The organism is Microbacterium sp. Ru50 (genome assembly GCF_002920555.1).
Classification (GTDB): Bacteria; Actinomycetota; Actinomycetes; order Actinomycetales; family Microbacteriaceae; genus Microbacterium; species Microbacterium arborescens.
Genome location: NZ_PQSV01000001.1, coordinates 1,365,186 through 1,379,987, shown reverse-complemented (window position 1 = coordinate 1,379,987; position 14,802 = coordinate 1,365,186). Strand labels below are relative to the sequence as shown.

The 14,802-nt window shown below is 71.1% G+C and carries 12 protein-coding genes; 9 read left to right on the top strand and 3 right to left on the bottom strand.

Going from position 1 to position 14,802, the window contains the following annotated elements; all coding sequences use genetic code 11:
* Position 1 precedes the first annotated feature (1 nt).
* Complete coding sequence (locus tag C3481_RS06615; protein ID WP_103841295.1) at positions 2 to 1,132, top strand: glycerate kinase; 1,131 nt, start codon at positions 2 to 4, stop codon at positions 1,130 to 1,132.
* A gap of 58 nt (positions 1,133 to 1,190) precedes the next feature.
* Here C3481_RS06615 and C3481_RS06610 read toward each other — a convergent pair whose 3' ends face one another.
* From C3481_RS06610 to C3481_RS06600, 3 genes are read right to left on the bottom strand one after another with little or no spacing between them, the layout of a single operon-like run.
* Positions 1,191 to 2,840, bottom strand: a complete 1,650-nt coding sequence (locus tag C3481_RS06610) for a DapH/DapD/GlmU-related protein (protein WP_103841293.1) — start codon at positions 2,838 to 2,840, stop codon at positions 1,191 to 1,193.
* On the bottom strand, positions 2,837 to 3,952 hold the full coding sequence (locus C3481_RS06605; RefSeq protein ID WP_103841291.1) for a substrate-binding domain-containing protein: 1,116 nt from the start codon (positions 3,950 to 3,952) through the stop codon (positions 2,837 to 2,839). The genes C3481_RS06610 and C3481_RS06605 overlap by 4 nt, the downstream gene beginning before the upstream one ends.
* Positions 3,949 to 5,832 carry a heparinase II/III-family protein gene (locus C3481_RS06600; RefSeq protein WP_258039037.1) on the bottom strand — a complete coding sequence of 628 codons (1,884 nt, stop codon included), beginning with the start codon at positions 5,830 to 5,832 and terminating at the stop codon, positions 3,949 to 3,951. The genes C3481_RS06605 and C3481_RS06600 overlap by 4 nt, the downstream gene beginning before the upstream one ends.
* Before the next feature lie 137 nt (positions 5,833 to 5,969).
* Between C3481_RS06600 and C3481_RS06595 the strand changes: the two genes are divergently transcribed.
* The 8 genes from C3481_RS06595 (at position 5,970) to kduD (ending at position 14,759) form a co-directional block, all read left to right on the top strand.
* Positions 5,970 to 7,988 carry a DUF2264 domain-containing protein gene (locus tag C3481_RS06595; protein ID WP_258039036.1) on the top strand — a complete coding sequence of 673 codons (2,019 nt, stop codon included), beginning with the start codon at positions 5,970 to 5,972 and terminating at the stop codon, positions 7,986 to 7,988.
* Complete coding sequence (locus tag C3481_RS06590) at positions 7,985 to 9,268, top strand: ABC transporter substrate-binding protein (RefSeq protein ID WP_023952462.1); 1,284 nt, start codon at positions 7,985 to 7,987, stop codon at positions 9,266 to 9,268. The genes C3481_RS06595 and C3481_RS06590 overlap by 4 nt, the downstream gene beginning before the upstream one ends.
* A 93-nt stretch (positions 9,269 to 9,361) precedes the next feature.
* Complete coding sequence (locus C3481_RS06585; protein ID WP_023952460.1) at positions 9,362 to 10,297, top strand: carbohydrate ABC transporter permease; 936 nt, start codon at positions 9,362 to 9,364, stop codon at positions 10,295 to 10,297.
* Positions 10,297 to 11,217, top strand: coding sequence for a carbohydrate ABC transporter permease (locus C3481_RS06580; RefSeq protein WP_023952458.1), 921 nt, complete (start codon positions 10,297 to 10,299; stop codon positions 11,215 to 11,217). Before C3481_RS06585 ends, C3481_RS06580 begins: the two co-directional genes overlap by 1 nt.
* Positions 11,218 to 11,221: 4 nt before the next feature.
* The gene (locus C3481_RS06575) at positions 11,222 to 11,893 is read left to right on the top strand and encodes a DUF624 domain-containing protein (protein ID WP_071918523.1); all 672 of its coding nucleotides are present in this window, start codon (positions 11,222 to 11,224) and stop codon (positions 11,891 to 11,893) included.
* Positions 11,894 to 11,914: 21 nt separating this feature from the next.
* Positions 11,915 to 13,129 (top strand): glycoside hydrolase family 88 protein, encoded by a 1,215-nt coding sequence (locus C3481_RS06570; RefSeq protein ID WP_103841285.1) that lies wholly within the window; start codon positions 11,915 to 11,917, stop codon positions 13,127 to 13,129.
* On the top strand, positions 13,126 to 13,998 hold the full coding sequence (locus C3481_RS06565; protein WP_103841283.1) for a fumarylacetoacetate hydrolase family protein: 873 nt from the start codon (positions 13,126 to 13,128) through the stop codon (positions 13,996 to 13,998). Before C3481_RS06570 ends, C3481_RS06565 begins: the two co-directional genes overlap by 4 nt.
* Positions 13,995 to 14,759, top strand: a complete 765-nt coding sequence (kduD, locus tag C3481_RS06560; RefSeq protein WP_071918521.1) for a 2-dehydro-3-deoxy-D-gluconate 5-dehydrogenase KduD — start codon at positions 13,995 to 13,997, stop codon at positions 14,757 to 14,759. Before C3481_RS06565 ends, kduD begins: the two co-directional genes overlap by 4 nt.
* Positions 14,760 to 14,802: the final 43 nt, after the last annotated feature.

Below are 14,802 nucleotides of genomic sequence, written 5' to 3'. Positions count from 1 at the left end.
CGTGACGCGCGTCGTCGTCGCGATCGACAGCTTCAAGGGATCCATCGCCGCCGCTGCGGCGGCCCGTGAGCTCGCCGCGGGGTGGGTCTCGGCCGATGCCGGTGCCGTTGTCGAACTGCGCCCGATGGCCGACGGCGGCGAGGGCACGCTCGACGCGTTCGCCGCCGCGATCCCCGGGGCGCGGCGCATGCCCGTCACCGTCACGGGCCCCGCGGGGACACCCGTCGACACGTCCTGGCTGCTGCTTCCCCCGACCCCCGGCGACCGGCCGGTGGCGTCGGATCGCGGCTCGGTCGGTGTCGTCGAGCTCGCGTCGACGTCAGGCATCGAATTGCTGGGCGAGGAGCGACGCGGCCTCGACGCCGACACCACCGGATTCGGCGAGGCGATCGTCGCCGCGCTCGACGCCGGCGTCGACCGCCTCGTGCTCGGCATCGGATCGAGCTCGTCGACCGACGGCGGGGCCGGGATGCTGCGCGCCCTCGGCGCCCGGTTCACGGATGCCGTCGGACGTGACGTCGACGCCGGTGCGCGAGGCCTCGCCGACATCGCGCACGCCGACCTGTCGGGGCTGCGGCCGCTTCCCGCGGGCGGCGTCGACGTGCTGAGCGACGTGTCGAACCCGCTGTTCGGTGCGCAGGGTGCGGCCGCCGTGTTCGGGCCGCAGAAGGGGCTCGACGCGGCTCAGGTCGCCGCGGCCGACGCGGCGCTGAGCCGGCTCGCCGACCTCGTGCCGGATGGGGCGTCGCTCGCTGCCACGCCGGGAGCCGGAGCCGCCGGCGGCACCGGGTTCGGGCTGCTCGCGTGGGGCGCGCGCCTGAGCCCCGGCGCTCGTGAGGTCGCGGCGCTCATCGACCTCGCCGACGCCATCGCCCGCGCCGACCTCGTCATCACGGGCGAAGGGTCGTTCGACGGGCAGTCCGCGGCCGGCAAGGTACCCGCGTTCGTCGCCGAGCTCGCCGCAGGGGCCGGGGTGCCGGCCGCCCTCGTCGCCGGGCGGATCGCCGCTGACGCCGACACCGCGGCGTTCGCGTCATCCGTCTCGCTGACCGGCCTCGCAGGATCGGCCGAAGCCTCGCTGGCCGAACCCGCCCGCTGGCTCCGCGCGGCGGGCGCAGCGCTCGCCCGTTGACTCGCCCGAGTGAACGGCTTCGCCGCGAGCGCACGGCTTGCTCACGCAGGAAGGTCGTTCACTCGGCGCTTGGCCGTGCATTGAGTGAGAGATGCGAGGATGCCGCGGGCTCGGGACGGTGGACGCCGCGCGGGCGATAACCGAGAGCGTCCGAGACTCCGAGCAGGTCGGCGAGGTACCAGGCGATGGCGAGCCACATCTCGGTGCCCTGCAGCCCCGGCTCCGTCTCGGTGAGCCGGAAGCTCATTCCCGCTCCCGGCTGCCAGCCTCCGAGCACCTGGTCGAGCAGGCGCGTCGCGAGGTCCTCGACCTCGGCCCGGCGGTAGCCGGCTGCCCGCGTGAGCCAGAGCGGATGCGCGACGTCCAGCACATTGCAGGCGTCGAGTCGTGACGGGGCGAACCACCGCTCGTCGCGGGCGTGTCGCAGCACCGTGTCGATGACGGCTTCGGGATGGGGAACCGGGATGCCGTGTTGCGCGAAGGTTCCGCGCGTCGCCCGGTAGAAGCCGTTGACGACGAGCAGCAGGCCGCGGTCGGCGGAAGGCCGGCCCCACATGCCGCTCGCGGCATCCGCCTGCGTCACGAGCCATCCGAAGAGGGACTCGGCCACGCCCGGCGCGATCCGGTCGCCCCGGCGCCGGGCCCACAGCAGAGCGGTGCCGATCGCATCGACCTGGTGTCCGGCGTTCCAGGGATCGGTGTCCCAAGGGAGCGCGTCGAGTCGGGCGATCAGGGACTCGGCCGTCGCTCGGGTGACGAGCCCGACAGGGTGGGCGAACTCGGACCCCAACAGGTCGAGCGCGTACCCGACGGAGAGTACGTGGTAGGCCGTGTCGCCGTCGTCCCAGCCGGCGATGTCGACCGAGCCGAGCGGGGGAACGGCGCCCGTCGCCGGGTCCTGCCAGCCGCGCAGCCGATCGATCAGCTCGGACGGATCGCTGCCCGGCGGCGTCGACCCCAGCAGCAGGTCGGCGATCTCGACGGCGTCGCCCTGCGCGCGCACTGTCGGGGGAGCGCCTACCCGGTCGGCGTACAGCCCGGAGGCCGGGTCGACACAGCGGGCGAGCAGGGCGGTCGCATCGGAGCGGGCCGTTCCGGCGAATGCGGACACGCGGGCGTGCAGCCGGTTCGACTCGGGAGGCGACTCGACGGGCGGCACCCGCCAGCGCAGCAGCCGAGCGGGGTTGCCGCCGACGATCGCGCCCGCGGGCACGTCCTTCGTGACGACGGCTCCCGCGGCGAGCACAGCCGACGCGCCCACGGTGACCCCGTCGAGGACGACGACGTGCGAGCCGATCCAGACGTCGTCGCCGATGCGGATGCCGCGGCTGGTGAGCGGTTGCCGGAAGACGGGCGTCCCGGGCTCCATCGAGTGGTTGAAGCCGAGCACGGAGCTGTGCGCGCCCATCCGCACGCCGTCGCCGAAGACGACGTCGCCGCGGACGACGGTCGAGGGGTTCAGGGAGCAGTCCGCGCCGATGCGCAGGGTGCCGGTCAGGTACGCCCCCGCCGCGATGTACGAGCGGTCGCCCAGGGCGAGGCTCTCGGTGTCGAGCGCCGCGAGCTCCGAGATGAAGCACTCGTCGCCGAACGACCAGTCCGCGTGATCGTCCGCCAGCGCTGCCTGATGCTCGCGCTGACGCCGCCGGCTCTCCTCGGATGCCGTGGACCAGAAGTCCCACGGCGAGTAGTCGTGGCGGTCGATCACGCCGGGTTTTTCGCGCGCGGGACGACGGTCGACTCGCGCACGACGAGAGTCGGGTTGAGCATCACCCGACGGGTGGGGCGACCGGGGTCGGCCATCCGGGAGACCAGCAGCTCCACCGCCGTCTCGCCGACACTGACGCGCGGTGGGGCGACGGCGGTCAGGGCGGGCGTGAAGAGTTCGGCGACCTCGTCGTCGTAGGCGATGATCGACAGGTCTTCGGGCACCGAGATTCCGCGGTTGAGCGCCAGATCGACGAACGCCATCGCCTCGGGGTCCGAATGCACCAGCAGGGCGGTCACCCCGCTCCCGAGCGCGCGATCCAGCGTCGTGTCGACCGCAGCGGAGAACTCCGCGCTCGCGCGGTCGGGAAGCGTCGTCTCGATGTGCTGGGCGGGTGTGAGCCCGAGCTCTTCGCACGCGGCCTGCCATCCGGCGGCGATCTTGCGCGAGGTGGGGGAATTGCGAGAGAGCACCAGCCCGACCTTGCGGTGCCCGAGCGCCGCGAGGTGGCGCGCCGCGAGAACGGCGCCGAGGGCGTGGTCGGTCGTCACGGCCTCGACCGGAACGCCGGCGGGCTGGACGATGGCGTCGCGCTCGACCAGGACGCTCGGGGTGCCGCACTCGGCGAGCCACTGCACGACATCCTGCGAATGCGGGGTGTCGGTGTTCGGCGCGACGATCAGGCCGCGGATGTCGCCGCTCGCGACGAGACGCTCGAGGACGGGGCGCTCATCCTGCAGCTCGTACGAGGCTCCCCGCAGGTGGACTTTCAAACGGTGACGACGTGCGGCGGCCTCCATGCCCCGCACGACCCCGGGCCAGTAGAAGTTCAGCGAGGGCACGAGCACCGCGATCGACCCCGTCGAGGTCTCCGCGCCCGACGAGCCCGCCGGTGAATGGGCGTGCTGCCCGGTCGCGGGGATGGCGCCGCCGTGCACGCGCTGAAGCAGTCCCTCCTGCTCCATCTGCGCCAGATCGCGTCGCAGGGTCACGGTGGCGGCGCCGAGCTCCTCGGTCAGCTGCGAGATGCGGACGGCGCCCTCGCGCTCCATCGTCGCCAGGATGTGCGCGCGGCGTTCGGCGGCCAGCAGCGCCGGTGTGGGGTCGGTCATGGTCGCTCGTCCTCGTTCCGTTCCTGTTCTACCGTGACACGCAGCTCGGTACGACCGTCGACGTCGACGGCGAGCCGGCTGAGGCGGTCGCCCCAGACGTCGGTCAGCATCGGATCGTCGAGCTCGCGAACGACGAGGGTGTGCGGTGCGCCGGCGGGCCACGTGATCCGCACCGGGGTTGCGCCGTCGAGGGGTCTCACGCGAGCCCATCCGTCGCCGGTCGTCACCGAGCCCGCGAGGAGCAGGCGCACCTGCGTATCCGGTCCGGCGGCTTCCCAGCTGTCGTCGATCGTGACGTGTCCCGAGCGGTGGTGCGCAGCCCGGCGTCGCCACGAGCGTACCGAGCCGGCGGGGTAGGCGCCGCCGATCTCGAGATCCAGCGCGGTCATATCATCCGTTCGGACGAGAACCGGATCGGATGCCGCGAAGGCTGTGCCGTGCGGCTGTGCCGCGCCCGAGATGCGGGGCACGTTGTGCCAGTCGCTCTGCATCGTCCAGATGTCGTATCGGTCCGGGCCGAAGGTCTGCGCCGTGTAGGTCGGGCGGCCGGCATCGACGATCACGGGGACGCCGTCGGAGGCGACGATGATCGAGCCGACGTCGTTGTGGTTGTGGTTCTCGTCGTTGTGGCCGCCCTTCATCACGATGGTGAGTCCGGCGGCGCTGCCCGCGTGGCCACGGGCGAGCCAGACCTGGGTGGACGGCAGCCAGACCTCGGCGGGCAGGGGGCTGGAACCGCGCGTCTCGGTCAGCCACGCGTCGTCCGTCAGGGCGCGCAGCAGGCGACCGAGCCCGGCTTCCTCGGTGGCGGGGAGATCGTTGCGGTGCTGCGCGACGGCGTGGCGGCGGGCCTCGTCGTCTCCGACGGCGCGAGCCGCCCGGTGCAGGGCGTGCCAGGGCTGATCGGCCGGGGGACGGGCCGGGCCGTCGGCGAGGTTGACGTACCACGGGCCGCCGAGGTGCGAGCGATGGGGGAACGCGACCGTCTCGCGCAGGGGCTCCACCTCGGGCACCGGATCCCACGCCCCATCGGTGGCGTAGGCGAGCAGGTCGAGAGCCTCGAGCGCCCGGCACGCACCGTTCCACCAGTACGCGTATCCCTCGTCGATCGCGCCGTCTGCCGGCAGCGCGGCGACGTAGCGGTCCAGGCCCTGTGCCACCAGGGCGACGAGCTGATCGCGTTCAACGCCCTCCTCGCACAGGACGAGCCCGGCGACCAGTACGTTCCCGTGAATCCAGGGATTCCAGTTGTGGACGTGCCCGTCGAGTCCGAGCCAGTGCCAGTCGCGTCGCGAGAGGAACGGCTCGATGACGCGCGTGCGGGCCTCGTGCCGGATGCGCTGCCGCAGCCCGGGGTATCGCTCGTCGAGCCGGCGCCCGAGCACGTGATCGGTCCACGCGAGCTGTCCGACCACCTCTCCCGCGCCGAGATCGAGGAAGGGATCGGTGACGGTCGCGAGAACCGACCCACGCCTCGCATAGGTGTCATCGTGGGCGGGCCAGCACCACGTCGACTGCTCGCAGAGCAGCCAGACGCCGTCGGCGACCTCGTCGAGATATCTCGGATCGTCGTCCGACAGCGCCGCGACCACGGCCCGGCTCAGTCGTCGCTGGCGAGCGAAGACCTGTTGCTCGTATCCGTCTCGGTCGCCATCTCGATGCACGCGCGCGGCGGCACTTGCGCGGGGCTGCGGCCACGGCGCGTCGAGGTCGGCACGCGCGCGGTCGACGAGGCGGCGACCGACGTCAGGCGAGACCCGCGCAGCCCAGCGCTCCGCCGCGGGCACGGGAAGCGCTTCGGCGGGCGGCCGGAGGCGCGCCGGGGTGCCGCCGCACGTGGCGGCGAGGGGACCGGCGAACCCAACGATGTTCCACTGCACGGGGCTCCTTTGCAGAAAGTGATCAGAAACGATCATAAGGAAACGAAGAGAATCTTGCAATGATCGAAACGGGTTGCTAATCTCCGAATCGGTCGCAATCAACGATGACGACCGAGAAGCCCTTCGAAGGAGAACCGGTGACTTCCGAGCACCCGAACCCGCCCCACGGCGAGACGGTCCGAGACGCCTGGGTCGCCCGAGCCGATGCTCTGCTCGACGCCGCCCGCCGTCACGCGACGCCCGGTGCCGGCCGCATCCACTTCCCGGGTGCCGAAGGCGGCTACGGACACGCCGTCGACGGGCTCGAGGGTTTCGCACGCACCTTCCTCCTCGCCGGCTTCCGCATCGCGGGGGCACGGGGCGAGGGAGTCGACCAGATCATCGCGCACTACTCGCGCGGCATCGTCTCGGGCGTCGATCCCGAGGCGCCCGACCGGTGGGTCCGGATGGAGGAGCACGCGCAGGCCAAGGTCGAGGCGGCATCCATCGCCCTCGTCCTCGACCTCACCCGTCCCTGGATCTGGGACCGCCTCGACGCCCTCACGCAGCAGCGCGTCGTCGACTACCTCGCTCCCGTCGTCGGAGACGACACCTACCCGCAGACCAACTGGGTCTGGTTCCGCATCGTCGTGCAGACGTTCCTGCGGTCGGTCGGCGGGCCGTGGTCGGCCGACGACATCGCCGCCGACCTCGCCCGTCACGACTCGTTCGTGCGCGAGGGCGGCTGGCTCTCCGACGGCGACGAGCGCTCGTACGACCATTACGTCGGTTGGGCGTTGCACGTCTATCCGATCCTGTGGGCGCGGATGACGGGCGCCGCCGGCCTCGCCGGCGACCGGAATGACGCCGACGTCGCCCGCCTCGACGCGTTCCTCCACGACGCACTCGCTCTGGTCGGCGGTGACGGCTCGCCCCTCATCCAGGGCCGCAGCCTCATTTACCGTTTCGCTGCGGCCGCCCCGTTCTGGGCCGGCGTCATCGCGGACGTTCCCTCGCACAGCCCGGGACGCCTGCGCCACGCGGCCGATCGGATCGTGACGCATTTCGCCGAGCGCGGCGCCCCCGACGCCGACGGCATCCTCACGATGGGCTGGCACGGCGCGTGGCGTGAGCTCGCGCAGTCGTACTCGGGCCCGGGCTCTCCCTACTGGGCGGTCAAGGGGTTCCTCGGGCTCCTGCTGCCCGCCGACCACCCGGTCTGGACCGCTCCGGCCGAGCCGTTGCCGATCGAGCAGGGCGACGTGCTGCGCGCGATCGTCTCGCCCGGCTGGATCGTGTCGGGCACCACCGCCGACGGCATCGTGCGCGTCGTCAACCACGGCACCGACCACGCGCTCCCGGGGGCCCGCACGACCGACTCGCCGCTCTACGCGCGCCTGGGCTACTCCACAGCCACCTCGCCGATCACCGACGAGCGCGGCTGGCTCGAACCCCTCGAGCAGTCGGTCGCCCTCGTCGATCGCTACGGGCGTGCGACGCATCGCACGGCGATGACCCTGCGAGACGTACGCGTCCCGGGCGGCGCGGAGGGGCACGTCGGCATCGCCGCATCGACGTGGGACGCGCATCTCGTCGACCCGGCCCCCACCGCGCACCGTCATGGATCGGGATTGGCCGGAGAGACCCTATCCGTCGGCACCATCACGACCACCTCGATCGTCCGCGCATCGTCGGAGGTCCGGATCGTCGTCGTCGATGCGCTCGCGCCGGGGCAGGATGCCGCAACGCTGCGCCTGCGCCTCGGGGGCTGGCCGCTCTCGGGAGACGAGGTCGTCGGTGGTACCGACGACACCGGAGCCTGGGTGTCGTCGCGGGGCCGCAGCAGCGGCATCCGGGCACTCCTCCCGGCCGGCGTCGCGGGGCTGGTGTCGCGCGCCGACGCGGATCCGCTCGGCGTCCGCACCCTCGTACCCGTCATCGAGCACGAGGTGCGCGTCGGCGAGCCCGTCGCCGCCCTGCTCGACCTCGCCGGGGGAGAGCACAGCGCACCGCACGCAGCCGTCGACATCGACGGCGCCACGGTCACGGTCACCTGGCCCGATGGGGCCCGCACCGTCAGCCGTCTCATCGACTCCGAACCGCCTGCCCCGGCGCTTCGGCACCACGAGGTCCGACGTGGGATCTCGCACGCAATCGCAAAGGAGCAGCACGCATGAAGCGCAAGTTCGCAGCCGCGGCGGGAATGGCGGTCGTCGCCACCCTGTCGCTCGCCGCCTGCGGCGGGGGATCCGAGCCCGCCCAGACCGCCGACGGCCCCGTCACCCTGACCCTGTCGGGGTGGAGCCTCGACACCACTCCCGAGTTCCAGGTGCTCGCCGACGCCTTCCACGAGAAGAACCCGGACGTCACGATCGAGCTCAAGCAGTACGACGCGGCCGAATACAACACGCTGGTCACCGCCGACCTGGCGGCCGGCGTCGGACCCGACATCATCACCCAGAAAGAGGTGAAGTTCGTCACGACCTTCCAGGAGGGCGGCCAGCTCATGGACGTCTCCGACGTCGAGCTGCCCGACGGCGTCGGCGGCGCCTCGTCGTACGAGGTCGACGGCACCGCCTACGGCGTGCCCTACCGCCAGGACCGCTGGGTGCTGTTCTACAACAAGGCGCTCTTCGACGCAGCGGGGCAGGAGTATCCCGACGGCTCGTGGACGTGGGAGGACTACGACGCGGCCGCCGAGGCGATCACCACCGCGGGCGTCGCGAAGGGCGCCTACCAGCACCGCTGGCAGTCGACCGTGCAGGGCTTCGCCTCGGCGCAGGAGGACACCGACGTGCTCTCGGGCGACTACGGCTACTTCGCCGACTACTACGACCGCGTCCTCGCCCTGCAGGACGCCGGTGCGCAGGTCGACTTCAACACCTCGACGGCCAACCAGCTCACCTATCAGGGCGAGTTCGGCACGCAGAAGGCCGCGATGCTCCCGATGGGCACCTGGTACGTCGCGACCCTGATCTCGCAACAGGCCTCGGGTGAGGCCAACGACTTCGAGTGGGGCATCGCGCCGATCCCGCAGCTCGACGCGTCGACCACGGGCATGGACAACACGCCCGTGACATTCGGCGACCCGACCGGCTTCTCGATCAACGCCAACATCGACGGCGCCAAGGTGCAGGCCGCGAAGGACTTCCTGGCCTACGCCGCAAGCCTGGAAGCCGCCGAGGAGCTGGCGAAGATCGGCATCACGCCGGCCGCGTCGAACGACGCCGTGACCGAGGCGTACTTCGCCGTCGACGGCGCACCGACGGACGAGTTGTCGACGTTCGCGTGGTCGACGGGTGACGTCCACCCCGAGAACCCGACGTCGAACAAGACGGCGGCGATCCAGAACATCCTCAACGACATGCACAGCGCGATCCTGTCGGGCTCGACCCCGGTCGAGCAGGCCATCAGCGAGGCCGAGGACCGTGTCGCCAACGAGGTCGGTCTCGACTGATCCCGTGCGCCGTCGCCCCACCGACGGCGCCCCGCGGCCGGCGCGGCATCCCCGCGCCGGCCGCATCCCCCGCCGTCCTCCCCAGGAGACACCATGACCACCACCGCCGCCTCCCCGAAGGCGCGCCGCCCCGAGCCGGCGCAGCGCCGCAGGAGATCGAAGCTGACCCTGCGCAACACGCTGCTGGGCTGGAGCTTCATCCTGCCGAACTTCGTCGGATTCGCCCTGCTGACGCTCGTGCCGGTCGTCACGCTCTTCTACATGTCGCTGACGAACTGGAACATCTTCGGCACGGCGAACTGGGTGGGACTCGACAATTTCGAGCGGCTGCTCGGCGACGGGAGCTTCCGCATCTCGTTCGTCAACACCCTCTACTACGCGGCCCTGCACATCCCGCTGACGATCATCGCGTCGCTCGGTCTCGCGCTGCTGCTGAACAACAAGCTGCGGGGAGTGGCGTTCTTCCGCACCGCCGCGTTCTTCCCCTACATCACCTCGATCGTCGCGATCGCCGTGGTGTGGAACCTGCTCTTCAGCCCCGAGTACGGACCGATCAACGAGATCCTCCGCGCGATCGGCATCGCCAACCCGCCCGGGTGGCTCACCTCGTCGGAGTGGGCGATGCCCGCCGTCGTCATCGTCAGCACATGGCGCGACATGGGCTACTACATGATCCTGTTCCTCGCGGGCCTGCAGACCGTGCCGCGCGAGCTCTACGAGGCTGCTCGCATGGACGGCGCGAACGCGTGGGAGCGCTTCGTCAACGTCACGCTCCCGTGCCTGCGGCCGACGATGTTCTTCGTCACCGTGATGCTCACGATCAACTCGTTCAAGATCTTCGACCTGATCCTCGTCATGACCGAGGGTGGGCCGGGTCAGTCGACGCTCGTGATCTCGCAGTTCATCTACCGCAAGGGGTTCGAGGAGAACCAGTTCGGCTACGCCTCCGCGGCCGCCGTGGCGCTCTTCTTCCTCTGCATCCTCGTGACCATCCTCCAGTTCATCTGGAACAAGCGGAGGAACGTCTGATGACGAATCTTCTCGTACCCCAGGACGACCGCCGTGCGCTCCGCAAGATCGCCGCCGACGGCCTGCCCGAGGGCCACCGCCCCGACACCGTCTCGCCGTTGCGCCGCATCGGACGCATCGCCGGCTACATCGCGCTGATCATCGCCGCGGCGGCGCTGCTGCTGCCGTTCTTCTGGATGATCATGAGCTCGCTCAAGACGGCCAACGAGGTCTTCTCGGTGCCGATCCAGTGGATCCCCGAGGTGTTCGTCTGGCAGAACTACGTCGACATCTGGAACCAGTCGGGGATGCTGACCTGGATCCGCAACACGCTCGTGCTCGCCGTCGTCGTCACCTTCCTGCAGGTGCTGACCGGCTCGTTCGCGGCCTACGGCTTCGCCCGCATCCGCTTCCCCGGACGCGACGTGCTGTTCCTGGCCTACATCGGCACGATCGCGGTGCCGTGGCAGTCGTACATGATCCCGCAGTTCATCCTGCTGTCGAACGTCAAGGTGTCGAACACGCTGTGGGCCATCATTCTCATCCAGGCATTCGGCGCCTTCGGGGTGTTCCTCATGAAGCAGTTCTACGAGACCATCCCCGAGGAGCTGTCCGAAGCCGCGCGCCTCGACGGCCTGAGCGAGTACGGCATCTGGCGCCGCATCATGCTGCCCCTGTCGGTGCCGGCGCTCGCGAGCCTCACGCTCCTGACGTTCGTGAACACCTGGAACGACTACCTCGGTCCGCTCATCTACCTGCGCAACCCCGACCTGTGGACCATCCAGCTCGGGCTGAAGAGCTTCGTGAGCAACCTGTACGACACCAACTACGCCCTGCTGTTCGCGGGGCTGGTCATCTCGGTGGTGCCGATCGCGATCATCTTCCTGCTCGGGCAGAAGTACTTCGTCGAGGGCATCGCGACGAGCGGGATGAAGGGCTGACGCCGTGAAGCGCATCTCGCACAACACGTACGCGACCGTCTTCGGTGTCGTCTACCTCGGGCTCATGACCAACCTGCTGCTGCTCGCGTCGTGCCTGCCGCTCGTCGTGCTGCTCGTGATCACCGACCCGGCGCTGTCGTGGCCGATGCTCGCCGTCGTCGCGCCGCTGTGCGCACCGGGCATCACGGCGGCGTTCGCGACTTTCCGCGCCCACGGCGAGGGCGAGAACCAGGTCGTGCGGACGTTCATCCGCAGCTGGAAGCGCTCGTGGCGCAAGGCCCTCGCGCTGGGAACGGTCGTCGTGGCCGCCCTCGTCGTCGTGCTCGTCGACGTCCGCTTCTTCGCGCCGCTGCAGGCGGGCGTCGCCGTCGTTCCCGTGCTCGGAGTGCTCACGGTGCTCCTCCTCGCGGCGGGCCTCGTCGCCTTCGCAGCCCTCGCCGAGGAGCCCGATGCGTCGCTGCGCTCAATCGCCCGGGCCGCGGTCTTTCTGAGCGTGCGTCGCTGGTGGCTGAGTCTCGTGTCGCTCGCGGTCCTTGCGCTGCAGGCCGGCCTGTTCGTCGCGATGCCGGCCATCGCGATCGGCCTCACCTCGGCACCGGCCCTCTATCTCGCCTGGGCCAACGCCCGCTACATCCTCCGTCCGGTGCTCGGCGACCCCGAACCCCAGACCGTCTGAATCCCGAAGGAACCCCTCGACATGACATCCCTCCCCGGAACCGATCTCGGCGCGCCCGCGGGCACGGCGCCCGCCGCACTCGAAGCGGCGATCGCCGATGCCCTGAGCACGCTGCGTCGCAACATCGAGACCTTCGGTGAGACGTACCCCGACGACACGACGCGCGACGACCGCTACCCGATCCGCCCTGCGGCAGGCGGGTTCCCCGCGGGGGCCAACCGCGGGTGGACGACGAGCTTCTGGCCGGGGATGATGTGGATCGCGTGGGAGATCACCGGCGACACCTTCTTCCGCGATGCCGGGCTCGCGCACGCGGCGGACTTCGCGCGGCGCCTCCGCGACGAGGACGACCTCGACACCCACGACCTGGGGTTCCTCTACAGCCTCGCCTCCGTCGCGCCCTACCGGCTCCTCGGCGACGAAGCCGCCCGTGAAACCGCCCTGGCGGCCGCCGATCACCTGATGCGCCGGTTCCTCGAACCCGCGGGCATCATCCAGGCGTGGGGCGACCTCTCCGACCCCGCGCAGCGCGGGCGCACGATCGTCGACAGCCTCATGAACATGCCGCTGCTCACGTGGGCGGGTGAGCAGACCGGCGAGAAGCGCTTCGCCGATGCCGTGCGGCGCCACACGACGCAGCTGCGCACCCACATCCTGCGCGACGACGACACCACCTTCCACACGTTCTACTGGGACCCCGAGACCGGCGAGCCTCTGCGCGGCGCGACCGAGCAGGGCGCGTTCGACGACTCGTGCTGGGCGCGCGGTCAGGCGTGGGGCATCTACGGCTTCGCGATGAACCACCGTGCGACCGGCGACCCCGCCCTGCTCGACGCGTCGCGTCGCTGCGCCGAACGCTTCCTCTCGCACCTCCCGAGCGACCGGGTCCCCTTCTGGGACATGGTCTACACCGACGGTGCGGATGCGCCCCGCGACAGCTCGTCCGCGGCGATCGCGGTGTCGGGGCTGTTCGAGCTCGCCGGCGTGCTCGAGGACGACCCGGATGCCGACCCGGATGCCGCCGCGCGCTACCGGACGGCGGCCCACGAGATCCTCGCGTCGCTCATCGAGAATTACACGCCCGAAAGCCCCGAGGCCGCCGATGCGGTGCTCCTGCACAGCGTCTACGACCTGCCGAAGTCGGTCGGCGTCGACGAGGGCACCCTGTGGGGCGACTACTTCTACCTCGAGGCCCTCGTGCGCGCGGCGCGCCCCGACTGGAAGCCGTACTGGTGAGGCTCGTCCGTTACCGCGCGGCCCGCGCGGTCGATACCGAGGGTGCCGTCCGGTCGGGCGCCATCGTCGCGGTGGACGGTGTCGACCGCGTCGTCGACCTCGGCCCGGCCACACTGACCGACCTGCTCGCCGCTGACCGCGACGCGCTCGACCGCGCGGCGGCGCGTGCGGATCTCGCCGATCCCGCGCTGTCGTCGGTGCGACTGGAGGCGCCCGTGCGTCCGGGAAAGATCCTCTGCCTCGGTTACAACTACCGCGGGCATGTGCCCGACGGCGTCGACCCGACCGCCGATGATCCCGCGTTCCCCGACGTCTTCGTGAAGACCCCCAACACCCTCGGCGGGCCGACAGACCCCGTGATCGTGCCTGCGGTCGCGGACGACGTCGACTACGAAGGCGAGGTCGCCGTGGTCATCGGGCGGCGGGCCAAGGATGTCGACGAGGCTGCCGCCCTCGCGCATGTCGCCGGCTACACGATCCTCAACGACGTCTCCGACCGCTCATGGCAGCGGCGGCAGAGCCAGTGGGCGATGGGGAAGTGCTTCGACGGCTTCGCGCCGCTCGGGCCGTGGCTCGTCACGTCTGACGAGGCGGGCGACCCGCAGGACATGCTCGTCGAGGTCGTCCGCGACGGCATCGTGACCGTCTCGCAGTCCACCGCCACCACGATCTTCTCGGTCGCGCGCGTCGTGTCGTATCTCAGCAGCGTCATGACGCTCGAACCCGGCGACGTCATCTCGACCGGCACCCCGCAGAAGCTGCCCGACGCGCAGGCCGCCCATCGCCCGCTGCGTCCCGGCGACGCGGTCACCGTGCGCATCGAGCGCCTCGGCGAACTGACCACCACCTTCATCGGAGGCCCCGCATGATCCTCGACTCCTTCCGGCTGGACGGCCGCGTCGCCCTCGTCACCGGTTCCACCCGCGGCCTCGGCCAGGGCGCCGCCGTCGCGCTCGCCGAGGCCGGCGCGGACGTCGCGCTGCTCGACCGTGGTGACGCCGCCGAGACGGCGGAGGCGATCGCCGCCACCGGACGCCGCGCCCACCGCATGCGCCTCGACCTCGGCACCGCGACGCCCGAGCAGCTCGCCGACGCGGTCGCCGAGACGGTCGCCGAGCTCGGCGGCATCGACATCCTCGTCAACAACGCCGGCATCATCCGCCGCGCCGCCGCCGCCGAGCACCCGGCCACCGACTGGGACGACGTCCTCGCCGTCAACCTCGACGCCGTCTTCCACCTGTCGCAGGCCGCCGGACGCCGCATGATCACGCAGGGGTCGGGACGCATCATCAACGTCGCCTCGATGCTGTCGTTCCAGGGCGGCATCCTCGTGCCCGGCTACGCCGCCTCGAAGCACGCCGTCGCGGGACTGACCAAGGCGCTCGCGAACGAGTGGGCCGCGTCGGGCGTGACCGTCAACGCGGTCGCGCCCGGGTACATGGCGACCGACAACACCGCGCCGATCCGGGCCGACGCGGACCGCGAGGCATCGATCCTCGCCCGCATCCCCGCGGGCCGCTGGGGTACGCCCGGCGACCTGCAGGGCGCGTTCGTCTTCCTCGCCTCGGATGCCGCGGCCTACGTCACCGGCGCGATCGTGCCCGTCGACGGAGGCTGGCTCGTCCGCTGAGCCGATCTCCGGCCGTCACCGCTCCACCACCGGCATCCCGCCG